This window comes from Thermoactinospora rubra, assembly GCF_002093975.1.
Taxonomy (GTDB): domain Bacteria; phylum Actinomycetota; class Actinomycetes; order Streptosporangiales; family Streptosporangiaceae; genus Nonomuraea; species Nonomuraea rubra_A.
The window spans coordinates 21,421-41,778 of the sequence record NZ_MSZZ01000050.1 but is presented as its reverse complement, the minus strand read 5'-3'; the positions used below and the strand labels follow the sequence as shown (position 1 = coordinate 41,778).

Genomic DNA, 20,358 nt, shown 5'->3' with positions numbered 1-20,358 from the left:
GTCTAGGCGGAGCGGCCGCAGGTGACCCACTTCGGCGTGCGTCCGCGGTGCAGGCCACTAAACTCACGGCCGCAACGAGCATCGCAGTGACTTCAGATAGTCGTCTCACGGAGACAACCCCTTCTGGCGAGGGATGGCTGGGCCGCCGCCCATGAGGCCGCAGTCCAGCCCTCTACGCTACTCCTTGCCTCTCTATTCTCGGTTCCAAATCCTATGCCGAAGGCATCCCGGTACACGGTCACGTGGCTGTACGCGCAGTACATGCCCGCCCGGCCCTCGAACGCGCCCTCTCCGGCGGCGATGCCATATGCGGTGAAGCCCGTCGACGGGTTACCGCTGTCACCATGGTCACACTCGGTTCCGGCGGGCTGATCGGTGACGAAAAGATTATCTGATTCGCCGGTGGACCAGTTGGTTCTCCGTACAGTGCCGCTAGCGGTCCCGGTTTTCTTCCCCCACTTGCATACGTCAACACCGACCCACTGGACGGGATCCTCGGCATCCACATATGCCTTCTGGTTGGAGCTCCAGTAGAAGGTCCGGGTGAGCGTCAAACCGCCCCGGGTGTACAGCGCGGCTTCACCGTAGTCGCAACCCAGCCAACAGCAGAAGGGCCGTCAGCCACGGCCGGCGCCCTGCGACGGCGACTCCCGTCCACGCCTCGCCGAGCAGAGACCGCCGTCGCACCGGGGTCCACGGCGCCTCGATCACGCGTCCGAACGCGACCGAGCCGGCGGCTAACACCATAGCCGCCAGGATGAACGGCAGCGCCTCGGCACAGCCGGCCAGCAGGGTGGCGATGACCGGACCGGTGATGACCCCTGCCCGCGTGCAGATGTTGATCGGAGCCCGCCCGGAGATCCGCTGTTCTTCGGCCAGCGTCCCCGCCAGGAGCGCGTTGAAGGCCGGCCGGATGAAGGACTCCCCGCCTCGACCGGCCGCCCGGCGTCGAGCAGGGCGACGGCGAGGTTGTGCAGCGCGATGCCCGCGGTCTCCGGATCGCCGAGCCCGGCGAAGTCGGCCGCCGCCCGGCGCAGTACGGCGATGGCCTCCTCGCCCCGGCCAAGCCTGCGCGGCACGCTGCCGAGGTTGACCAGCGTGGTGGCCTCGGCAGCGTGGTCTGCGCGCTGCCTGACGATCGCCAGGCACTCCTCACACGCCTCCAGCGCTTCGTCGAGCAGGCCCGCGTCGCGGTAGACGATCGCCAGGTCGTTCAGGGCGAACGCTTCACGCTCGCGGTCGCCGAGCCGGCGGGCGGCTTCGACGGCCAAAGCCGTCTTGCCGACGTCGGCCAGCCCCGACACGACCGTCGCGACGGCGCCCGAGCGCAGCCGGTCCAGCAAGATGTCCAGCTCTTGCGCGCAGGGCCGCGATTTCACCTGGACGGGCAGGCCCGACGCCGACGACGAGACACGACCACGAGACACGATGAGGTGACGCGGCCGTGCGGGCCTTTATAAGCGGGGCCTTCATAAGCGAGGCCTTCATAAGCGGGGCCCTCATGACGTGCGGGGCCTTTATGAGAGGCCGCCGGGTGCGTCGGCCGCGTCCGGCGTGTGAGGGGCGGTGTCGTGGCCGGGTGTGGTGGCCCAGCTGGCGAGGAGGCGGAGCTTGTCCTCGGAGTCGCTGCCGGGTTCGGCGGCATACGCGACGAGGGTGAGGTCGTCGGCGGTCAGGTCCAGGGATTCGTAGGCGAGGTGGAGGTCGCCCACGACGGGGTGGTGGAAGGGTTTGCTGCCGAGGTGGTGCTGGCGGACGTCGTGGCGGGCCCAGCGGGTGCGGAAGTCCTCGCTGCGGGTGGACAGCTCGCCGATGAGGTCGGTGAGGTCCTTGTCGTAGGGGTCGCGGCCGGCCTGGGCGTGCAGGAGGGCGACGGTGTCGTCGGCGGCGCGGTCCCAGTCGCCCCAGAACCGCCGGGAGCGGGGGTCGAGGAAGATGAACCGGGCGTGGTTGGGGGTGGTGCCGCGGGCGGCGTCGAACATGGGCGCGTACAGGGCGCGGCCGAGGGCGTTGGTGGCCAGGACGTCGCCGCGGCCGTTCATGACGAAGGCCGGTGCGCCGGTCATGGAGTCCAGCAGCCGCTGCACCGAGGGCCGGACCTGGTTGGAGGCGGGACGGCGCCGCCGGCGCGGGACGGGGCCGGCGGCGCGGGCCAGGTCCTCCAGATGGGTGCGTTCCTCGTCGTTGAGCCGCAGCGCGCGGGCCAGGGCGTCCAGGACTTGGTCGGAGACTCCCGACAGGTCGCCGCGCTCCAGGCGGGAGTAGTACTCCACGCTCACTCCGGCCAGCTGGGCGACCTCCGCACGGCGCAGTCCGGGAACCCGGCGGGTGCCGTATGAGGGCAGCCCGGCCTGCTGCGGGCTGATCCTGGCGCGCCGGGAGGTCAGGAACTCACGGATCTCGCTGCGGTTGTCCACCCTCCCCAGGCTAGGCGGGCTTCCCTCGCGCTGGGGTGCCCTGTCGTTACACCCTTCACCAGTGCCTTCCTCCCCGTACGGCCGGCCCTTCTACTGGAATCGTCGCCATGGGCGATGCGATGGAGAGAACACCAACCCAGGAGTACACGAGATGCGTGGCGTAGTGATGCATGCCCCCGGCGACGTCCGGGTGGAGCAGCGCGAGGACCCGAAGATCCTCGCCCCGACCGACGCGGTCATCCGGCTGTCCGCCACCTGCGTCTGCGGGTCGGATGTGTGGCCCTACCGCGGCGTCGAGCCGGTCGAAGGCCCGACCCCTATGGGCCACGAGTACGTGGGAATCGTCGAGGAGGTCGGCGGCGAGGTGCGGAACGTCAGGCCCGGCCAGTTCGTGGTCGGCTCGTTCGTCTCCTCCGACGGCACCTGCGAGATCTGCCGCTCCGGCTACCCGTCCTCCTGCGTCAACCGGACGTTCATGAACGCGATCGGCACGCAGGCCGAGCGTGCCCTGATCCCGAACGCCGACGGCACTCTCGTCGCCACCCCGGATGTGCCCGACGCCGAGCTGATCCCCGACCTCCTGGCCGCCTCCGACGTCCTGGGCACGGGCTGGTTCGGCGCGGTGGCCGCCCAGGCCGGGCCCGGCAAGACGGTGGCGGTCATCGGCGACGGCGCGGTCGGCCTGCTCGCGGTGCTGGCCGCCAGGCAGCTCGGCGCGGAACGGGTCATCGCGATGAGCCGCCACGCGGCGCGGCAGAAGCTCGCCCTGGAATTCGGCGCCACCGACATCGTCACCGAGCGCGGCGACGAGGGCGTCGAGAAGATCAAGGAGCTGACCGGCGGCCTGGGCGCGCACTCGGCCGTCGAGGCGGTCGGCACCCAGGAGTCGATGCTCCAGGCCATCCGGTCCACCCGGCCCGGCGGCCACGTCGGCTTCGTCGGCGTCAACCACGACGTCGTCCTGGCCGGTGAGGAACTGTTCTTCTCCCAGGTCCACCTGCACGGCGGCCCCGCTCCGGTCCGGCGACACCTGCCCGAGCTGATCGACCTGATCTGGAACCGGACGATCAACCCCGGCAGGGTCTTCGACCTCGAACTCCCCCTCGACCGGGCCGCCGAAGGCTACAAGGCCATGGACGAACGCCGCGCCATCAAGGCACTCCTGCGCCCGTGACGCCAAGCAGCACGAGCAGCCGTCTTCTGGCCGGGATCGCCGCGCCCTCGCAGACGCCGTGACGACGTGGTGAAGCCCGCCGTTACGGAGCCGGATCGCCGCCGGTGCGCGGCCGGACGATCCATCCCTCCCTGATCGCCCGGTACAGCGACGCGACCGCCGCGGCCAGCAGCACACCGCCGGCGACGGCGGCGCCCGCGCGGGGCAGCTCCACCCAGGTGGCCGAGTCACCGGCCCGCCACTTGAGGATCGGGCCCCCCAGGAGCGCCGCCAGCAGGAGCGCCACGCCGCCCGCCACCCAGAGCCGGGCCCGCTTCAGCACGATCGTCGCACGCATCAGCACGAAGGCGGCGGCCAGCGAGAGCACGAGCGTGATCCCGACGCCCAGGGCTTCGAAGCGGGTGACCGCGATCGCCCCGTCGCTCCCGATCGCCCCCAGGAGCAGGCCCACGCCGAAGTACGTCAGCACCCCCGTGGCGATCCCGCCGAGCACCGCGTGGGCCGTGGGCTTCTTGCCGCCCGCGGCGTCGAGCTCGGCCGCGACCCGCGCGGCGTACTCACGCGCCGGGCCGAAGGCCGTCACGGGGTCCTCGCCGGTCTCCGCCACGTGCGACTCCACTTCGGCCAGCACCTCGCCCACGCGGCGCCCGTCGACGTTGCGCACCCGCAGGGCCATCGTCAGCTCGTCCATGTAGCGTTTGTTCAGCACCGTCATGCCGGCTCGCTCCCTTCGATGATCGACGTCGCGCTCCTGGCGAAGCGCACCCACTGCGGCCCCTGTGCGGCCAGCAACGCCCGGCCCGCGTCGGTGATCGTGAAGACCTTCCTGCCGGGACCGCCCTCTCCGGCTCGCCATTCGGCGTGCAGGAGCCCGTCGGCGGCGAGGCGGTTGAGCAGCGGATACAGCGTGCCCGCCTTCATGTCCGGCAGCCCCGCGTCCGACAGGCGGCGCAGCAGCGTGTAGCCGTACCCCTCCTCCTTCTCCAGGAGGGCCAGCACGGCCAGGTCCAGCACCCCGCGCAGCCATTGGGCCTGACGCGCCGCGATTGCCTTGTCCGTCACACGAACAAGGTAACATCAACTAGTGTGTCTCGCCAACTAGTGGGCGACGCTACTCTCGGGCCGCCTTTCGCGTGACGACGAGGTACACCACCGCCGCCCCGAAGCCGAGCAAGGCGGTCCAGACGTTGAACCGCACCCCGAGCAGGTGCGGAGCAGGGTCGATGCGAAGCCACTCGATCCACGCACGCCCCGCGGTGTAGCAGGCGGCGTACAGCGCGAACGCCCGCCCGCGGCCGAGCCGGAACCGCCGCTCGCCCCAGACGACCACCCCGGCCACGCCCAGGTTCCACAGCGACTCGTACAGGAACGCCGGATGGTAGGTGGCGACGGCCTCCATGCCCGCCGGCCGGTGGGCGGGGTCGATCTCCAGCGCCCACGGCACGGTGGTCGGCCTGCCGTACAGCTCCTGGTTGAACCAGTTCCCCCAGCGGGCGATCGCCTGACCCAACGCGAGCCCGGGCGCGACGGCGTCGGCGAAGTCGCGCAGAGCGATGCCGCGCCGGCGGCAGGCCAGCCAGGCGCCCACGGCGCCACCGGCCACGGCGCCCCAGATGCTGATCCCGCCCTCCCAGATCGCCAGGGCGCGCAGCGGGTCCATGCCGGGCCCGAAGTACTGCCGCCAGTCGGTGGCGACGTGATAGAGCCGGGCGCCGACCAGGCCGAAAGGCACGGCCCAGGCAGCGATGTCCCCGACCGCGCCGCGCTCGCCGCCGCGAGCCACCCAGCGGCGCCGGGTCACCCACATGCCGACGAGGACGGCGAGCAGCATCAGGACGGCGTAGGCGCGGATCGGCACCGGGCCGAGGTGCCAGACGGCCTGGGACGGGCTGGGGATGGCGGTCACGGACCCGAGTCTGGCTCCGGTACGGCCGCGCGCACATCGAGCAGCACGCCGATCACGCGATCGGCCGACTGGTTGATGCCGAGCGGACGGGTGGCTGATTATCGTCGGCGGTGTGGAGTCCTGGGAGCGGTCACGGCGCCGGTGGCAGCACGCCTTCTTCACCTCGTGGCTGGTGCTGACCTCGGCCGGACCCCTGGCGGAGGCGGGCCAGGCGCTCCCGCTGGCGCTGGTGGCCGGGCTGGCCGCCTGGTACGCGGTGTGGTTCGTGCTGCGCACGCCGCCCCCGGACGACGTGCCGGTGCCGTACGTGCTCGGCGGCGGGCTGCTCTGGCTGGGGCTGCTCGCCGTCGACTCCTCCTTCCTGGTGGTCGCGCTGTGCGTGCTCGTGCCGTACTGCATGGACGCGGTGGGGGTCGGCCTGGTCGCGGTGGTGTCGTGCACCGGGGGCTGGCTGTGGCATCGCTTCCACGCGACGGGGTCGGTCACCTGGAGCGAGGTCACCACCACCGCGCTGATGGCGGTCAGCGGGGCCATCGCGGTCGGGTACATCAGCGCCATGGCCCGCCAGAGCGACGAGCGCAAGCGGCTCATCGACCAGCTGCACGCCGCGCAGGAGGCGCGGGCGGCGGCCGAACGGCAGGCTGGCGTGGCGGCCGAGCGGCAGCGGCTGGCCCGCGACATCCACGACAGCCTGACCCAGGGGTTCGCCAGCGTGGTGATGTTGCTGGAGGCGGCGCAGGCGACCCTGCCGGACAACAAGCACCTGACCCAGGCGCTGCGGGCGGCACGGGAGAACCTGGCGGAAAGCCGCCGGGTGGTGGGCGCGCTGCGGCCCGGCCCGCTCGACGAGTGTGGCCTGCCGGAGGCCCTGCGGCGGCTGTCCGGCCGGCTGGCGGACGAGACGGGCGTCGACGCGCACACCGTGATCACCGGGACGCCCAGGCCGCTCGAGGCCCAGGTCCAGGCGGAGCTGCTGCGCGTGGCGCAGGAGGCGGTCGCCAACGTGCGCCGCCACGCCCGCGCCCGGCAGGTCACGCTGACCCTGTCGTACATGGAGGACCTGATCGTGCTGGACGTCCACGACGACGGCGACGGCTTCGATCCCGGGCGGACCGCTCCCGGACACGGCCTGTCGATCATGCGGGAGCGGATGGAGCAGCTCGGCGGCACGCTGCTCGTGGAAAGCGCCCCCGGCGCGGGCACCACGGTCGTGGCCGGCCTGCCGGCGGTGGCGCCGAGCGGGGTGCGATGACCGTCCGGGTCCTGATCGCCGACGACCACCCTGTGGTCCGCGACGGCATCCGGGCGATGCTCGGCACCCAGGACGACCTGGAAGTGGTCGGCGAGGCGGTCTCCGGCGCGGACGCGGTACGGCTGGCGCGTGACCTGCGGCCCGACGTCACGCTGATGGACCTGCAGTTGCCCGGGATCGACGGCGCGACGGCGATCAGCCGGATCCGCGAGCACGACCCGCAAGCCAGGGTGATCGTCCTGACCACGTACGACACCGACGGCGACATCTCACGCGCCATCGACGCGGGAGCCATCGGCTACCTGCTCAAGGACACCGGCCGCGAGCAGTTGTTCGACGCGATCCGGGCGGCGGCGCGCGGGGAGAGCGCCCTGTCGCCGGCGATCGCGACCCGGGTGCTGTCGTGGGCGCGTGCCGATGCTCCCGACGCCCTCAGCGGGCGGGAGATCGAGGTGCTCGGCGCGGTCGCCCAGGGGATGAGCAACAAGGCCATCGCCGCCCACCTGTGCGTCAGCCAGGCCACGGTCAAGACCCACCTGCTGCACATCTTCGCCAAGCTCGGCGTGGACGACCGCACCGCCGCGGTGACGGTCGCGGCTTCCCGCGGCATCATCAGGCTCGGCTAGCCGTACCGGAAGGTGTGCCAGACGAGCCTCACGCTTCGCCGGTCTGTGGGGTGAGCTGCTCGAAGTAGGGCTTCATCGCGGGGTAGTACTCCTCGAAGGCCGGCTGGGGCGCGCCGTGGAAGGCGGCTGCGAGCTTGTCGAGGTACCACTCCCACCCGGGACCGATCTCGGCGAGGCCCTCCTCGGTGTCGAGGTGCTGGACGAAGCGGAGTTCGGTCGTGCCGTCCGACTCCGAAAGCGACAGCTGGAGCCGCCACGTCGCCGTCTCGTCGACCATCGCCAGGTCGAGGCGACGCGGCGGCTCACAGCGTTCGATCAGCAGATCGGCCCATGGCGCGCCCTCTTCGAAGATCAGCTGGACCTTGATCGTCTGCCCGGGGCGCGCATCGCCCTCCCACGGCCCGTACCAGCGTGCCGTACGCTCCGGCTCGGTGATGCAGTCCCACACGTCCTCCATTGAGGCGCGGAAAGTGCGGGTGAGGAGCAGCTTGCCGCCTTCGGCGGTGCGGAACAGTCCGGCGGTCGGCTCACGGTTCATGCCGTGCCTTCCTCTCGCAGGTCGGGTGGCTTCGTGACGGTTTGGTTCGTGCGCTGCTCGCGGCGCAGGCGATACACCTCTGTCTCCAGCGCGTCGAGACGTTGCTCCAGGCTCAGCGGCCGGGTGAACTGCGCGAGCCACTCGGCGAGTTCGGCGAGCGGCTCGGTGTTGAGGACGTAGATGCGGTTCCTGCCGACGAGCTCGTCGCGGACCAGATCGCTTTCCCGCAGCACGCGAAGATGGCGGCTCACCGCGGGCCTGCTGATCGTGAAGTGCTCGGCGATCCGGCCCGCGGGCAGGGGAGACCTTCGCAGCATGGCGAGGATGTCTCTGCGCACTTGGTCCGCGATGGCGCCCACTACGTCATCCACTCGAAAAATGTAACTCATAAGTTACGCTTTTACAAGCGGAGTGGGGCAGCCTACGCCTGCTGATGCGGATCATGGGTAACAGTCTCTTTACGGGTGTGGAATCGTGCCAACGCGATGGCGAGCAGGCCCAGCGCGCACAGCCAGGCGAACACGGTCGTCGTGCCCTTGACGGGCAGCTGGGCGACCATGGTCTGCTGGTCGGCGGCGAAGTAGTCGGCCGAGGCCAGCATGCGGCCCTGGTGGTCGAAGGCGGCGGCCAGGCCGTTGCTGTCCTGGCGGACCAGGCCGTAGCCGTTCTCCACCGCGCGCATCACCGCCTTCTCGGTGTGGGTGGCGCCGAAGCCGTCCCAGTCGTTGGCGGGCACGAGCATCAGGTCCACCCCGACGGGCTCTCGCATCAGGTCGGGGAAGTCGGCGTCGAAGCAGATCACGTTGGACAGCCGCCCGATCGGCGTGTCGGCGGTCGGCACCCGCCCGTCGCCGGTCTCGAACTGGTCCATGCCGGGCACGGGGCGGACCTTCTCGTAGGTCCACACCACCGTCCCCCCGCGAGTCGATCAGGACGGCCTCGTTGCGCTGGTAGAAGGGCGCCGCCCGGGTGATGACGAGCACTCCCAGCTCCACATGGGCGCCCGTGGCGGCCGCCATGCGCCCGAAGCTCGCCAGCAGCTCGTCTCTGTCCTGTTCCAGCACCGAGACGCCGACCTCCGGGCCCACCACGAGCTTCGCTCCGGCGAGGAAGCTGATGCCGTAGCTGCCGGTGACGAGGCCAGCTGCAGCAGCAGCCCGCTCTCGTAGAGCCAGTACACGGTGCCGGCCGCGATGGCCGCCCAGACGCCGAGCACCCCGGTCAGGGTCTTCGCGGTACGGCTGAAGCGCAGGAACAACAGCGGATAGATCCACACGGCGCCGGCGATCTCCCAGCGGCCGTGCAGACCGGCCAGGCACACGGCCGTGCCCAGCGCGAGAAGCATCCACCGTTTCATGGCCGACCACGCTAGACAGCCGCGGCGCCATAATCGATCTTTCTGGCGGGCGTCCCGGAGTGCGGCCGGCCCTACCATCGCGGCGGAGGACCGGGCGAAATCTCAGCACTGGCGCTTAACAAATAGTAAACCTTCCTTTAAATTGAAGGCACCCCCCATTCGCAGGAGCCAGCGATGCGAAGATTCTTAACCCTCCTGTCCATGGTCTTCCTCACGGTCGCGGGCACGGTCGTCATCGCCCAGCCCGCGCTGGCGCACGGCTACGTGTCGGCGCCGCCCAGCCGCCAAGCTCACTGCGCGGCCGGCCGGGTCGCCAACTGCGGGCCGATCATCTACGAGCCGCAGAGCGTGGAGGGCCCCAAGGGCCAGCGCAACTGCCACGCGGGCGACCCCAGGTGGGCGCCGCTCAACGACGACAGCAAGGCCTGGCCGGTCACGGGCGTCGGCACCTCGGTGACCTTCACCTGGACCTTCACCGCCCGGCACGCGACCCGCGACTACGAGTACTACATCGGCGGCACCAGGGTGGGATACTTCAGCGGCGGCGGCGCCCAGCCGCCTCCCACGGTGTCGCACACGCTGAACCTCAGCGGGTTCAGCGGCCGGCAGAAGATCCTGGCGATCTGGAACATCGCCGACACCGCCATGGCCTTCTACAGCTGCGTCGACGTCAACGTCGGCGGCGGCGGCAGCACGCCCTCTCCGTCCCCCTCGCCTTCCCCGACGCCCACGCAGACCACCCCGCCCGGCGGCACGTGGGCGCCGAACGTCTCCTACGCCGTCGGCGCCACGGTGACGTACGGCGGCGCCACGTACCGGTGCCGGCAGGCGCACACCTCGCTCAACGGCTGGGAGCCCCCCAACGCTCCGGCCCTGTGGCAGCGCCTGTGACCACGGGCGTGGACGGCCGGCGATCCGCGGCCGGCACGACTGAGCCGGGGAGCCCGACGGGGTTCCCCGGCCCAGTCGTGTCGCACGTCAGCCCATGTGTAGGTGGACGAAAAGCGTCATGATCGACTCCGCTCTCCGAGCGACTGACGATGTGCGCTCAGCCCTGCGCGGCACGCCGCAGGGTTGCCGCGAACTCGGCGGCGTCGTGGCCCGGCTCCACGCCCTCCACCAGGACGGCCGCGCCGTCGATGTGGCCGGTGCGCAGAGGCAGGATCTGCTGGTATGCCGGAGATTCGTACCAGCCCCTGGCGCCGGCCAGGTCGGGGAACTCGATGACGACGACCGTGCCGGGCCACTCGCCCTCTCGCACGTCGACCTGGGGTCCGTGAACCAGGAAACATCCGTGGAAGGGGTCCAGCGTCGCCTGGATGCGTTCCATGTACTCCAGCACGTCCGGATGCGGGGTCGGGGTCTTCAGGTGCGCGATCGCGTAGGCGGTCATGGTGTTCTCCTTCGTCAGGCGGGTTCCGTCGCCGCGCCGTACCTGCGCGGGACAGTCAGGGTCACGTTCGTGGGTGAGCGGAGGCCAGCCCTGCTCGGCGGCGTGCCGTACCACGGCGGCGGCGAGCGCGGCGCCCTCGCCGGTGCCGCCGACGACCAGGCGGCCGGGCGCCGCGGTGAACTCGCGGACGTGGTCGGCGGCCCACTCCGTGATCGCGATCGCGTCCTCGACAGTGGCCGGCCGGGCGGCGAGCACGACGGTCCCGGCGGGCTGCGGGCCGTGGCCGGGGAGGTCCTGGAAGCGGACCGCCAGCACGGTCGCGACCGTGCGCGCGCCGGGCCAGCAGACCCTGACCGGCACCGTTCCGCTACGGGTACGCAGGTGCAGGGTTGCCCAGGTCATCGCCGAGGCTGGTAGGTGAGCACGACGATGCCGGAGGTCAGGACGGTGGAGTCGGCGAGGGCGAAGGCCGCGGTGGAGCCGTCGCGGAGCAGCGGGTCCCCCTTGCCCACCAGGAACGGGTGCACCCACAGGCGCAGCTCGTCGACGAGACCGTGCTGGAGCAGCGTGTGCGACAGCTCGCCGAAGCCGTACTGGACCAGATTCGTGCCGCCGTCCTTGAGCTCGGCGACGCGGTCGGCGACCCGGTCGGCGAGCACCGTCGTGTTGTTCCAGGCGGGGTCGGCGAGCGTGGTCGAGGCGACGTACTTGGGCATCGCGTTGATCCGGTCGCTGTAGGGGTCGCCCGCGCGGCCGGGCCAGGTGCCGGCGAACACCTCGTAGGTGCGTCGTCCCATCAGCACGGCGTCGGTGGCGAACAGCAGGTCGGTCTGGATCTTCAGCGCGGTTCCGTCGTCGCCACCGGTCGAGGGCCACTCGTGTGGCTCTCCGACGACTCCGTCGAGGGTGATGTAGGTGGAATTGACCAGGCGGCCCATGGCGTGTCCCTTCGGTTGGGTCGGTGCGGCCAGCCTGGCAGCGAGGCTGACGCGAAGGGAAAGGCCGAACGTGCATGACGGTGGTGCACGCAACGCATGACGCGCTGCCTGCGCCTTCCATCACAATGGCGACGTGGACGACAACCAGGACAGCCCGACCGGTGCCGTGCTGCCGCTCCCCCAGGCCCCCGACGCGATCGAGCTGCGCCACCTGCGGTCATTCGTCGCGGTGGCCGACGAGCTCAACTTCGGGCGCGCCGCCGGCCGTCTCTACCTGTCCCAGCCCGCGCTGAGCAGGCAGATCCGCGCGCTGGAGCGCCTGGTCGGCTGCGAGCTGCTGCGCCGCAGCACCCACCGGGTGGAGCTCACGCCGGCCGGTGAGGCGCTTCTGGACCGGGCGCGGCGGATCCTCGCCGACGTCGACGACGCCGTGGCCGTGACCCGGGCCGTGGGCGGCGAGGTCGCCGGCCGCATCGCCCGGCTGATGGAGCCGATGACGACCATGGCCGGGTCCGCGGAGCTGCAGGAACTGCGCGATGTGAACGAGGCGGTTCTCGCAGAGTTCCCGGTGCCCTCCGAGGTCGACACCCGCTCGGTCAACGCGGGCGGCGTGCCGTCGCTCGTGCTGACCCCCGGGCCTGACCGGCCCGTCACCCTGCTCCACCTGCACGGCGGCGGCTACGTGCTGGGCTCCGCGTACGGCTACCGCTCCTTGGCCGGGGCGTTGTGCGTGGCCACCGGCGCGGCGGCCCTGCTGCCCGAGTACCGCCTCGCCCCGGAGCACCCGTTCCCGGCGGCGGTCGACGACGCGGTGCGGGCCTACCAGTGGCTGCTGGGCAGGACCGCCGACCCCGCCACGCTCACCGTGTCGGGGGACTCCTCCGGCGGCGGGCTGGCCATGTCGCTGCTGGCCGCGCTCCGGCAGCGCGGCCTGCCCCTTCCCGGGCGGGTCGTCCTCCTGAGCTCCTGGCTGGACCTGAGCTGCCGCCACCTCGCCGAAACCGGCCCGTCTGCGATGCTCACGCTCAGCCTGGAGTACGCCGGGCACTACCTGGCCGGACACCCCTCGGACGACCCGCTCGTCGACCCGTTCGCCGCGGACCTGTCCGGCTATCCGCCGATCCTGGTGCAGGTGGGGACCGGCGACCCCCTGGCCCCCGAGGCGCGCCGGTTCACCGAGCGAGCCCGCGAGCACGGGGTGGACGTCGGGCTCGACCTGTATCCGGTCGACGCCCACGTCTTCCACCACTTCTGGTCGTTCCTGCCCGAGGCGGGCACCGCCCTGAGCCGCATCGGCGCTTTCGTCTCCGGCGCTCGCAGGCCACGCCGCGCCGTGGAGGCGTGAGGCCGGTACGGCGAAGATCCTGCTCGGTCACGCTCATCCGGAACTCTCTGCGGGAACCGGCCACCTGCGTGACCAACCTCGCCCGATCATGCTCCGCCGGCTGGTAAGCAGTCACCATCGACTCGCGATCGTCGAGCCGGTGCCGTCTCTCCTTCGCCGTCTCGGGAGCATGCGTGGCTGGCCTTCCCGTTGCCGCCCGGCTGTATCTGACCGTCGTGGTCACAGCCGCCTTGGGCGTTGCCGGGTTCACCCTCGCCGTCGGCTCCACCACGTTCGCGTGGGGCTACGTGCTGGTCCTGGCGTTGCTGTTCCACTACTGCGAGGTCAGCCCCGTCCGGCTGACCGTGCACCACGCTCGTGCCTCCATGAGCTACGCCGTCGGCGTGGCCTCGGCGGTGTTGCTCGGGCCCGGGGCGGCGGCGCTCATCGGGCTCACGGCCGTGGCGTCCCTCCAGCCGGACCTGCCCGCTGTCAAGCGCGCCTTCAACGGCGCGCAGTTCGCCCTGTCCGGCTTCGTGGCCGCGGTGGTGTTCGCCGGGCTGGACCCGGGATGGGCGGGGACCCTGACCGAGCGCACGTACCTGGCCTTCGGCGCGGCGCTGGTGGCGTACGTGGTGGTCAACCTGGTGCTGGTTGCCGGCATGCTGCTGCTGAGCCGCCAGGCGACGACGCGGCAGCTCCGGCGCGAGCTGCGGCACCTGGCCCTGCCCACGCTCGGCAACGGCGCTTTCGGGCTGGTGCTGGTCGGCCTGTGGCCCAGCCTGGGACCGTATGCCGCGCTGCTGGTGCTGGTTCCCCTGATCACGGCCCGCTGGGCGCTGGCCGTGCCGTACGCCGAGGCCAAAGCCTGTGAGGCGGCCATCGCGGCCATCTGCCAGGCGGTGGAGACCAAGGACCCCTACACCCGCGGCCACTGCCTGCGCGTCGGCGAGGGCGCGGTGCTGATCGCCGAGCAGCTGGGGCTGGAGCCGCGCCGCATCGAGGCCCTGCGCTACGCGGGCCTGGTGCACGACGTGGGCAAGACGGCCGTGCCGACGGCCATCCTGCAGAAGCCGGGCAAGCCCACCGAGGAGGAGTGGGCCGCCCTCCAGCTGCATCCCTGGTACGGCAGTCAGCTCATCAAGGACATCGCCTTCCTGCGCGAGGCGGTCGGCGGCGTCATGCACCACCACGAGCGCGTGGACGGCAGCGGCTATCCGCTCGGGCTGGCGGGCGAGGAGATCCCCGAGTTCGCCCGCATCATCGCCGTGGCCGACTTCTTCGACGCCGTGACCACGGAACGGCCCTACCACCGGCCCTGGCCGCGGGAGAAGGCGCTCGCGGAACTCCAGGCCCTTGCCGGCACGCACTTCGATCCTCGGATGGTGGCGGCGTTCGTGCGTGCGATGGAGATGAGATAGCCGGCCGTGGCCGGCGGGTTCCGCTCACCCCGGTCCTTGAACCGCTCCGCACAGGCAGGCGGACTCCGTCACCCGAGGCTCGGAACCCGCGGATGGAAAGGCAACTGGAAAGGCAACGCGGAAACGATCGGCTCCCCATGCGGCCGGGAGCCGATCGTTTCCGGTTTCGCCTACGCCTTGCAGCTATGGAATCCCGCGTTGTACCCGTCGATGAACCCACGCAGGTACGGGCCCCACCCGGACCCGTTGAGGTCATAGGGCTTCTTGTTCTTGCAGTCGGATCTGCCGTCCGTGTATCCCGCGTGGTAGCCCTTGTTGTACTGCTTCTGCTTGTAGTTCGGCTTCGGCTTGGCGTAGCTCGCGGTCGTCGTGCCGACCTCAGCGGTGATGCTCGCGCTGCCCTGGTGGGCGGCGACCGGGGCCGTGGAAGTGGCCGCCTGGGCCGACGCCGCCAGCGGAAGGGCGAGAGCGGAAGCGGCCATGGCGCCGGTGACGAGAGCGGTCTTGAGGATCATCATCGGGTTAAGCTCCGTTTGTCTTGTTTATCGGACTTCTGTGAACTTTCTAGTCAGACCTGGTTGCTTATCCCTTTCATCCCAGTTGTCGTGATCCTCACGAACGCCCGGATCCCCGACCGCGCCGAGGAATCGGAAACTCAAGTCGCCAGACCACCGCTCTCGCTTGCCGATCCCTTTCATCCCGCTTGCCGGCCTCTCCGCGCCGGATCAGGGCGGAGGCGGGCGCGGTAGTCGCGGGGCGGCAGGCCGTACTCCCGCTTGAAGGCCCGGCTGAAGTGGAACGGGCTGACGAAGCCCGACGCCGCCGCCACCTGGCCCACGTCCAGGTCGGTCACCTCCAGCAGCCCGGCCGCGTGGCGGATCCGGGCCTGCCGTACCGCCTGCATCGGGGTGCGGCCCGTCTCGGCCGTGAACAGGTGCGCGAGCCGGGAGGGCGAGAGCGCGACCGCGCGGGCGAGCGAGGCCACCGAGTGCGGCGCGCCGGGCTCGGCGGCGATGATCGCCAGGACGCGCCGAACGCGCTCGTCCCCTTCGCCGGGCTGCCGCGTCCCCGCGGGCCGCGCCGCGGCGGTGGCCAGCACCAATGCCTCCTCGACGGCACCCAGCACCAGCTCCCGCGCGGGCCCGCCCACGACGACCGCGGGCGTCGCCGGGTCACGGCCCGCGGCGGGAACGGCCGGCGGCACCCAGTGGGCGTCCCGCAGCGCCCGCCCGAACGCCAGGTCGATCCGCTCGTGCAGCCCCTCGGGCACCCCGGGGACGAGGTGGCAGCCCCCGCCCTTCGCGTACGGCCCCAGCCACGCCGCCCACGACGGGCGCGGCTGGAAGTGCACCCACCAGAACCGCCACCGCGCCGCCCCCGGCGCCACCCGGTAGCGCTGCGCCACCCCCGGTCCCAGCACCACCAGGTCCCCGGCACCCACCTCGGCGGACGCCCCGCCCTGCGCCACCAGCCCCGCACCCGCCTGCGTCCACATCAGCAGCCAGCTGGGCGACCCGGCGGGCCGGCGCGTGCCGTACCCCGCGGGCTTGTCGTAGTGGCCCACGATCATCAGCTCGGCAGCAGGAACGGACATGTCCTCAGCAATCACAGGCATACCGTTACCCGATCCCGCTCCCTAGCGTGGAGGGCATGAGGCTCGACGACTTCCACGACCAGGGGTACCTGCTGGTGCCCGGCCTTCTCGCCCCCGAAGAGGTGGCCGAGCTGCGTGACGAGTTCATGGCGATGCACGCCGGAGGCCCAATCCCCGGCCACTTCGCGCCGATGCCGCAGGAGCCGGGCAAGCCGTACGACGTCCTGCGCGACTACCCGCGCATCATGCATCCCCACGAGGTGAGCGACCTCGCCCTGCGGTACCTGCTCGACACTCGCATCGCCGCGATCCTGCGCGAGCTCCTCGGCGAGGAGCCGATAGCAGCCCAGAGCATGTTCTACTTCAAGCCGCCGGGCGCCAGGGGCCAGGCGCTGCACCAGGACAACTTCTACCTGCGGGTCGAGCCGGGCACGTGCGTGGCCGCGTGGGTGGCGCTCGACCGGGTGGACCGGGCGAACGGCGGCCTGGAGGTCGTGCCCGGCACGCACCTGATGGACGTGTTCTGCCCGGAGGACGCCGATCCCGAGGTGTCCTTCACCCGCGAGTACGTCCCGCCGCCGCCCGGCCTGGAGAAGGTCCCGGTCGACATGGACCCCGGCGACGTGCTGTTCTTCAACGGCAGCCTGGTGCACGGCTCGGAGCCGAACACCACGACGGACCGCTTCAGGCGCAGCTTCATCTGCCACTACGCCGGCCGCTCGGCGGAGCGGATCGCCGAGTACTACCCGACGCTCACGATGTCGGGCGAGCGCATCCACCTGGCGCCGGCGGCAGGCGGCGGCCCGTGCGGCACGGAGGCCGCGGGCCCCCACTAGGCACGGGGATCGCCGTGGATCTTCCCGTACGGCGTCGCGGGGTCGAGCGGGCGGGCTTCGCCACCCCGTCTAGTAGCTGAAGGTGGTGGCGCCCTCGTCGCCGATCCACTGCCACATCGGGATCGTGCCGCCCAGCTCCGCTCCCTCGATCAGCAGGCTCCTGTCGAGCTTGCGGGAGTCGAAGCAGATGGGCAGACCAGGAACGTTCCGCCCGCCTTGCGGTAGCGCGCCAGCGGGTCGGCCAGCGGCGGGCAGCCGTCGCACGCGACGCCGGTCGCGACGCCCTCCAGCGTCAGCCGGGTCGCCTCCTTGGTGAGGAACATCAGCGTCGGGCGGCCCTGCTCGGCCGCGCCGACCGCGACCAGGAACGCCACCGTGACCCGTTCGGGGTCCTCAAGCCCGGTGGTCAAGCTGATGACAGCCTTGCCTGCCATGGGTGTCTCCTTGCAGTCGATGGGGTGTCGACGGTCAGCGGCTGCCGGAGACGACGAGCATCTCGCACGGGCCGAAGGACTCCCATAACGCTAGGACGCCTCCGGAACGGGGGAATCGGGAGCGGATCCCTACCTTTCGCCGTTCGGCTCCCAGGTTTCGCCGCGCCGACCCCGAGCCGGCGCGCGGCGATCTCGGCGTCGCTGAGCCCCTCGCTCAGCAGCTCGAGCACCTCGACCTGCCTGCCGGTGAGGCCGGCGGGGAGCCAGTCCGCAGCGTCCGGGTGGCCGCGGCGCGCCTGGAGCAGGGCCAGCGTCACCAGCGCCTCCACCTCCCGCTGGCCCGGCTGGAACCGCTCCGCCAGCGCCGCCCGCGCGTCCTGCTCGGCGAGGTGGAGCAACGCCATCGCGGCCAGCAGCGCGACGACCAGCCTCGCCCACGTGGAGACCACGAGCGGCGCGGCCCGCCGCACCCTGCCCCAGGCGCCGCCGATCTCCCGCTCACCTCCCACGGCGGTCGTCGCGGGCATGGCCTGGGCCTCCTTGTCTCCGGGTACGCGATGGCATCCAGGTGGCTCATGGATTCGCCGCCCGTGTGGTCTTTTGCCCTGCTGTACGGCGTTGCCAGCGAAAAGCCCTGATGTGAAGCATCCCTCTCAGCGCTCCTCCCCGCTCCACGAAGGGGGTCAAGGATTGGTGAAGACTCCTATTTGAGACGTCTTTTCCGTTTTCTGGGAAGATATCGTTAAAGGCGCGGGAATTAGTTCAAAATCACCTATCACACCGGGGGCGGATATGGTGGAAGAACGAGTCACCGCATGGGTCGGCTGGATCTGGTTCGCCGGCATGATGATGATCGTCAACGGCGTCTTCAACGTCATCTACGGCCTGACGGCCATCTTCAACGACGAGTTCTTCGTCCGCGTCGCCGGTCAGGTCCTGATGTTCGACGTCACCGGCTGGGGATGGGTCCACCTGATCGTCGGCGTCGTCCTGATCGTCGTGGGCGGCGCCCTGACCGTGGGCAAGACCTGGGCCCGCATGGTCGGCATCGTGCTGGTGGCGCTCAACGCCATCGCGCAGATGTGGTCGATCTCGGTCTATCCCTGGTGGTCGCTTCTGGTGATCGCCATCGACGCGCTGGTGCTCTACGCCATGATCGTGCACGGGCGTGAGGCGCGGTCGCTCCAGCCCGGCATGTGACCCCTCGGCCGGATGACCCTCGCGAGACGGGACAGGCGGCCGTGGAGGGGTTGACCGGCGTGCCGGCGATCGTGCTCGCGGCGGCGCCGGCGCCGATCGCCGCCGACCGCCTGACGCCGGTGATCCGGGTGCCGAGCGTGGTGCTGGAGATCCTGCTCGGCGTGGTGATCGGTCCCGCCCTGCTCGGCTGGGTGCGCGTGGACGAGGTCGTCGACGCCATCTCCCAGTTCGGCCTGGCCGTCCTGCTGTTCATGGCCGGATACGAGATCGACTTCCGGCAGATCCGCGGCGCGCCGCTGAAGTCCGCCATCCTCGGCTGGTTCGCGTCCGTGGTGCTCGGGATCCTGCTGGGGACGCTGCTCGGCGGCGGGCTGACCGTCACCGCCCAGGTCATCGGGCTGGCCCTTACGACCACGGCCCTGGGCACCATCCTGCCCATGATCCGGGACTCGGGGGCGTTGCCGACCCCCTTCGGCGCCCGCGTGCTCGCGATCGGGGCACTGGGCGAGTTCGGGCCGATCGTGGCGATCGCGCTGGTGTTCTCCGAGGACGCGCCGCTGCACACCCTGCTGGTCGTCCTGGCCTTCGCCGTGATCGCGCCGGGCGCCGCCTTTCTCTTCGCCGCCGGAATCGTCGTACGGCTCGGCATGGAGGCGAGGGACGAGCGCGAGGAGAGGATCGTCGCCGCCAAGCTGGACGCCGTCGGCTTCGGCTTCCTGATCCCGTTCTTCTTCGTCGTCAGCGGTGTGAAGCTCGACGTCAAGTCGCTCGTCGCCCACCCGGCGAGCCTGCTGCTCATCCCGTTGGTGCTCGTGCTCTTCCTGGTGAGCCGGGGCGTGCCCGCCTACCTGGTCAACCGCCGGGACGAGCACGCGGTCGCGCTGGCGCTGTTCGCCTCGGCGGCGCTGCCCCTGGTCGTGGTGATCACCTCGACCGGAGTGGAGCTCGGCGCGATCACCCCCAGCACGGCCGCGGCCATGGTGATGGCAGGCGTGCTGAGCGTGCTGGTCTACCCGCTCATCGCGCTCAGGCTCTACCGGGCCAAGGTCGCCGAGCGATCGGAACCCCTGTGACGGCCGCCGACGGGCACCGGCGGGCCAGGTGGCTGGCCTGGGCACGGGCGTCGGCGTCCGTGGTGATCGTCACCGGGCTCTACTTCGTGGTGCCGCTGCAGCGGGCCGACCTGCAGGGAGGACAGTCGCTCGTGCGGGTGGGCGCGCTGCTGTGCGGCCTGGCGGCGGTCGGCTGGCTCGTCGGGCTGCAGGTACGGCGCGCGCTGAGCCCGGCCCGCGTGCTGGCCGAGCAGGTCGCCATGCTGTTGATGATCGTCGACGTGGTCGTGGTGTTCTTCGCCGGCCTGTACGTCGTCATGGCCGACCAGTTCGACGGCCTGGTCACCCGGCTGGATGCCCTGTACTTCGCCGTGGAGACCCTGTCCACGGTCGGATACGGGGACATCACGCCGGTCGGGCAGGCCGCCCGCGCCATCGTGATCGTGCAGATGATCTTCGATCTGCTCCTCGTGACGTCCGCGATCTCCATCGTGCTGAACGCCCTGCGTGCCCGCCTTCCCCGATAGCCCGCCGTACGGGAGCAGGGGCTAGGAGGCCGACGCCTCCCACTCCTTGCAGGGGCTCAGGGCGTGGTGCTGGTAGATGGTGCCGAGAGCGCGGTCCGCCGTCCGCGCGAACACGTCCCGTCCAGCCGGACCGCACACGCACTCCGGCGACTCCTCGTGCCCCACTGCGTCGTCGACCGGCCTGACATGGACGACCTTGCGCATCGATGCCTCCAAGACGAATCACCTTGATACCACCTTATCCGCTTTTGACCGTTTCCTTGCCGTTGTGGACGGCGGGCCGGTGGGGAGCCCACGGCATCGGTGAGCGCATTGCCCGTTTTTGGAGAGATATCTGCCTTCCGCAGAGGCGTCACCGGGCAGAACGGG

26 protein-coding genes and 2 pseudogenes are annotated in these 20,358 nt (G+C 71.0%); 11 read left to right on the top strand and 17 right to left on the bottom strand.

Going from position 1 to position 20,358, the window contains the following annotated elements:
- Positions 1–92 precede the first annotated feature (92 nt).
- The 3 genes from BSB02_RS40045 to BSB02_RS30905 form a co-directional block, all read right to left on the bottom strand.
- A complete protein-coding gene (locus BSB02_RS40045) occupies positions 93–554 on the bottom strand; it encodes a chymotrypsin family serine protease (RefSeq protein WP_143591363.1) in 462 nt (153 codons plus the stop codon).
- 183 nt (positions 555–737) lie between these two features.
- Positions 738–1,343 (bottom strand): tetratricopeptide repeat protein, encoded by a 606-nt coding sequence (locus BSB02_RS30910; RefSeq protein WP_158088774.1) that lies wholly within the window; start codon positions 1,341–1,343, stop codon positions 738–740.
- Between the two features lie 174 nt (positions 1,344–1,517).
- Positions 1,518–2,417 (bottom strand): helix-turn-helix domain-containing protein, encoded by a 900-nt coding sequence (locus BSB02_RS30905; protein ID WP_084964316.1) that lies wholly within the window; start codon positions 2,415–2,417, stop codon positions 1,518–1,520.
- Positions 2,418–2,568: 151 nt separating this feature from the next.
- Here BSB02_RS30905 and BSB02_RS30900 point away from each other — a divergent pair, with 151 nt between their 5' ends.
- The gene (locus BSB02_RS30900) at positions 2,569–3,591 is read left to right on the top strand and encodes a zinc-dependent alcohol dehydrogenase family protein (protein WP_084964314.1); all 1,023 of its coding nucleotides are present in this window, start codon (positions 2,569–2,571) and stop codon (positions 3,589–3,591) included.
- An 82-nt stretch (positions 3,592–3,673) separates the two neighbouring features.
- On the opposite strand, the gene BSB02_RS30895 is transcribed toward BSB02_RS30900, so the two are convergent.
- The 3 genes from BSB02_RS30895 to lgt are packed head-to-tail and all read right to left on the bottom strand — an operon-like array spanning position 3,674 to position 5,497.
- Positions 3,674–4,306, bottom strand: coding sequence for an HAAS signaling domain-containing protein (locus tag BSB02_RS30895; protein ID WP_084964312.1), 633 nt, complete (start codon positions 4,304–4,306; stop codon positions 3,674–3,676).
- The gene (locus BSB02_RS30890) at positions 4,303–4,653 is read right to left on the bottom strand and encodes a PadR family transcriptional regulator (RefSeq protein ID WP_084964310.1); all 351 of its coding nucleotides are present in this window, start codon (positions 4,651–4,653) and stop codon (positions 4,303–4,305) included. The genes BSB02_RS30895 and BSB02_RS30890 overlap by 4 nt, the downstream gene beginning before the upstream one ends.
- Before the next feature lie 49 nt (positions 4,654–4,702).
- Complete coding sequence (lgt, locus tag BSB02_RS30885) at positions 4,703–5,497, bottom strand: prolipoprotein diacylglyceryl transferase (RefSeq protein ID WP_084964308.1); 795 nt, start codon at positions 5,495–5,497, stop codon at positions 4,703–4,705.
- Positions 5,498–5,609: 112 nt separating this feature from the next.
- Between lgt and BSB02_RS30880 the strand changes: the two genes are divergently transcribed.
- Both BSB02_RS30880 and BSB02_RS30875 read left to right on the top strand, forming a co-directional pair.
- The gene (locus BSB02_RS30880; RefSeq protein WP_084964306.1) at positions 5,610–6,749 is read left to right on the top strand and encodes a sensor histidine kinase; all 1,140 of its coding nucleotides are present in this window, start codon (positions 5,610–5,612) and stop codon (positions 6,747–6,749) included.
- Positions 6,746–7,375 (top strand): response regulator, encoded by a 630-nt coding sequence (locus BSB02_RS30875; RefSeq protein ID WP_084964304.1) that lies wholly within the window; start codon positions 6,746–6,748, stop codon positions 7,373–7,375. The genes BSB02_RS30880 and BSB02_RS30875 overlap by 4 nt, the downstream gene beginning before the upstream one ends.
- Before the next feature lie 28 nt (positions 7,376–7,403).
- Here the strand turns inward: BSB02_RS30875 and BSB02_RS30870 are convergent, their stop codons facing one another.
- The 4 genes from BSB02_RS30870 to BSB02_RS40770 are packed head-to-tail and all read right to left on the bottom strand — an operon-like array spanning position 7,404 to position 9,270.
- Positions 7,404–7,913, bottom strand: coding sequence for an SRPBCC family protein (locus tag BSB02_RS30870; RefSeq protein WP_084964302.1), 510 nt, complete (start codon positions 7,911–7,913; stop codon positions 7,404–7,406).
- The gene (locus BSB02_RS30865; protein WP_206184981.1) at positions 7,910–8,284 is read right to left on the bottom strand and encodes a metalloregulator ArsR/SmtB family transcription factor; all 375 of its coding nucleotides are present in this window, start codon (positions 8,282–8,284) and stop codon (positions 7,910–7,912) included. Before BSB02_RS30865 ends, BSB02_RS30870 begins: the two co-directional genes overlap by 4 nt.
- Before the next feature lie 50 nt (positions 8,285–8,334).
- On the bottom strand, positions 8,335–8,820 hold the full coding sequence (locus BSB02_RS30860) for a carbon-nitrogen hydrolase family protein (protein ID WP_084964298.1): 486 nt from the start codon (positions 8,818–8,820) through the stop codon (positions 8,335–8,337).
- 21 nt (positions 8,821–8,841) lie between these two features.
- A complete protein-coding gene (locus BSB02_RS40770; RefSeq protein WP_158088773.1) occupies positions 8,842–9,270 on the bottom strand; it encodes a hypothetical protein in 429 nt (142 codons plus the stop codon).
- Positions 9,271–9,471: 201 nt separating this feature from the next.
- On the opposite strand from BSB02_RS40770, the pseudogene BSB02_RS30855 reads away from it, so the two are divergent.
- Positions 9,472–9,951: pseudogene (locus BSB02_RS30855) on the top strand (lytic polysaccharide monooxygenase auxiliary activity family 9 protein); the annotation flags it as partial.
- 84 nt (positions 9,952–10,035) lie between these two features.
- A pseudogene (locus BSB02_RS43900) lies at positions 10,036–10,161 on the top strand (carbohydrate-binding protein); the annotation flags it as partial.
- A 157-nt stretch (positions 10,162–10,318) separates the two neighbouring features.
- On the opposite strand, the gene BSB02_RS30850 reads toward BSB02_RS43900, so the two are convergent.
- Positions 10,319–11,065, bottom strand: a complete 747-nt coding sequence (locus BSB02_RS30850) for a DUF1330 domain-containing protein (RefSeq protein ID WP_084964294.1) — start codon at positions 11,063–11,065, stop codon at positions 10,319–10,321.
- Complete coding sequence (locus tag BSB02_RS30845; RefSeq protein WP_084964292.1) at positions 11,062–11,601, bottom strand: dihydrofolate reductase family protein; 540 nt, start codon at positions 11,599–11,601, stop codon at positions 11,062–11,064. Before BSB02_RS30845 ends, BSB02_RS30850 begins: the two co-directional genes overlap by 4 nt.
- A gap of 133 nt (positions 11,602–11,734) precedes the next feature.
- Between BSB02_RS30845 and BSB02_RS30840 the strand changes: the two genes are divergently transcribed.
- Together BSB02_RS30840 and BSB02_RS30835 are read left to right on the top strand one after the other, a co-directional pair.
- Positions 11,735–12,946 (top strand): alpha/beta hydrolase fold domain-containing protein, encoded by a 1,212-nt coding sequence (locus tag BSB02_RS30840; protein ID WP_206184980.1) that lies wholly within the window; start codon positions 11,735–11,737, stop codon positions 12,944–12,946.
- A gap of 173 nt (positions 12,947–13,119) precedes the next feature.
- Entirely contained in the window at positions 13,120–14,346 is a 1,227-nt protein-coding gene (locus tag BSB02_RS30835; RefSeq protein WP_084964290.1) for an HD-GYP domain-containing protein, read from the top strand.
- 170 nt (positions 14,347–14,516) lie between these two features.
- On the opposite strand, the gene BSB02_RS30830 is transcribed toward BSB02_RS30835, so the two are convergent.
- Entirely contained in the window at positions 14,517–14,864 is a 348-nt protein-coding gene (locus tag BSB02_RS30830; protein ID WP_084964288.1) for a hypothetical protein, read from the bottom strand.
- 176 nt (positions 14,865–15,040) lie between these two features.
- Positions 15,041–15,940 carry a helix-turn-helix domain-containing protein gene (locus tag BSB02_RS30825; RefSeq protein WP_206184979.1) on the bottom strand — a complete coding sequence of 300 codons (900 nt, stop codon included), beginning with the start codon at positions 15,938–15,940 and terminating at the stop codon, positions 15,041–15,043.
- A 56-nt stretch (positions 15,941–15,996) separates the two neighbouring features.
- Between BSB02_RS30825 and BSB02_RS30820 the strand changes: the two genes are divergently transcribed.
- Positions 15,997–16,776, top strand: coding sequence for a phytanoyl-CoA dioxygenase family protein (locus BSB02_RS30820; RefSeq protein ID WP_084964284.1), 780 nt, complete (start codon positions 15,997–15,999; stop codon positions 16,774–16,776).
- Positions 16,777–16,925: 149 nt separating this feature from the next.
- Here BSB02_RS30820 and BSB02_RS30815 read toward each other — a convergent pair whose 3' ends face one another.
- Both BSB02_RS30815 and BSB02_RS30810 read right to left on the bottom strand, forming a co-directional pair.
- Positions 16,926–17,210: a DsrE family protein gene (locus tag BSB02_RS30815; protein WP_206184978.1), complete on the bottom strand. Its 285-nt coding sequence runs from the start codon at positions 17,208–17,210 to the stop codon at positions 16,926–16,928.
- A complete protein-coding gene (locus BSB02_RS30810; RefSeq protein ID WP_084964282.1) occupies positions 17,183–17,737 on the bottom strand; it encodes a helix-turn-helix domain-containing protein in 555 nt (184 codons plus the stop codon). Before BSB02_RS30810 ends, BSB02_RS30815 begins: the two co-directional genes overlap by 28 nt.
- Positions 17,738–18,002: 265 nt before the next feature.
- Here BSB02_RS30810 and BSB02_RS30805 point away from each other — a divergent pair, with 265 nt between their 5' ends.
- The 3 genes from BSB02_RS30805 to BSB02_RS30795 are packed head-to-tail and all read left to right on the top strand — an operon-like array spanning position 18,003 to position 19,989.
- The gene (locus BSB02_RS30805) at positions 18,003–18,410 is read left to right on the top strand and encodes a DUF7144 family membrane protein (RefSeq protein ID WP_084964280.1); all 408 of its coding nucleotides are present in this window, start codon (positions 18,003–18,005) and stop codon (positions 18,408–18,410) included.
- Positions 18,411–18,451: 41 nt separating this feature from the next.
- Positions 18,452–19,483, top strand: coding sequence for a cation:proton antiporter (locus BSB02_RS30800; protein ID WP_143591357.1), 1,032 nt, complete (start codon positions 18,452–18,454; stop codon positions 19,481–19,483).
- Complete coding sequence (locus tag BSB02_RS30795) at positions 19,480–19,989, top strand: potassium channel family protein (RefSeq protein WP_084964275.1); 510 nt, start codon at positions 19,480–19,482, stop codon at positions 19,987–19,989. The genes BSB02_RS30800 and BSB02_RS30795 overlap by 4 nt, the downstream gene beginning before the upstream one ends.
- 21 nt (positions 19,990–20,010) lie before the next feature.
- Here the strand turns inward: BSB02_RS30795 and BSB02_RS30790 are convergent, their stop codons facing one another.
- Positions 20,011–20,193: a hypothetical protein gene (locus tag BSB02_RS30790; protein WP_084964273.1), complete on the bottom strand. Its 183-nt coding sequence runs from the start codon at positions 20,191–20,193 to the stop codon at positions 20,011–20,013.
- Between the last annotated feature and the right edge of the window lie 165 nt (positions 20,194–20,358).

Bases quoted from the DNA above. Each gene is read 5' to 3' on its own strand.
- BSB02_RS30900 (WP_084964314.1), top strand. From the start codon at position 2,569: ATGCGTGGCGTAGTGATGCATGCCCCCGGCGACGTCCGGGTGGAGCAG.
- BSB02_RS30895 (WP_084964312.1), bottom strand. From the start codon at position 4,306: ATGACGGTGCTGAACAAACGCTACATGGACGAGCTGACGATGGCCCTG.
- BSB02_RS30875 (WP_084964304.1), top strand. From the start codon at position 6,746: ATGACCGTCCGGGTCCTGATCGCCGACGACCACCCTGTGGTCCGCGAC.
- BSB02_RS30870 (WP_084964302.1), bottom strand. From the start codon at position 7,913: ATGAACCGTGAGCCGACCGCCGGACTGTTCCGCACCGCCGAAGGCGGC.
- BSB02_RS40770 (WP_158088773.1), bottom strand. From the start codon at position 9,270: ATGAAACGGTGGATGCTTCTCGCGCTGGGCACGGCCGTGTGCCTGGCC.
- BSB02_RS30850 (WP_084964294.1), bottom strand. From the start codon at position 11,065: ATGACCTGGGCAACCCTGCACCTGCGTACCCGTAGCGGAACGGTGCCG.
- BSB02_RS30845 (WP_084964292.1), bottom strand. From the start codon at position 11,601: ATGGGCCGCCTGGTCAATTCCACCTACATCACCCTCGACGGAGTCGTC.
- BSB02_RS30830 (WP_084964288.1), bottom strand. From the start codon at position 14,864: ATGATGATCCTCAAGACCGCTCTCGTCACCGGCGCCATGGCCGCTTCC.
- BSB02_RS30825 (WP_206184979.1), bottom strand. From the start codon at position 15,940: ATGTCCGTTCCTGCTGCCGAGCTGATGATCGTGGGCCACTACGACAAG.
- BSB02_RS30820 (WP_084964284.1), top strand. From the start codon at position 15,997: ATGAGGCTCGACGACTTCCACGACCAGGGGTACCTGCTGGTGCCCGGC.
- BSB02_RS30815 (WP_206184978.1), bottom strand. From the start codon at position 17,210: ATGGCAGGCAAGGCTGTCATCAGCTTGACCACCGGGCTTGAGGACCCC.
- BSB02_RS30810 (WP_084964282.1), bottom strand. From the start codon at position 17,737: ATGCCCGCGACGACCGCCGTGGGAGGTGAGCGGGAGATCGGCGGCGCC.
- BSB02_RS30805 (WP_084964280.1), top strand. From the start codon at position 18,003: ATGGTGGAAGAACGAGTCACCGCATGGGTCGGCTGGATCTGGTTCGCC.
- BSB02_RS30790 (WP_084964273.1), bottom strand. From the start codon at position 20,193: ATGCGCAAGGTCGTCCATGTCAGGCCGGTCGACGACGCAGTGGGGCAC.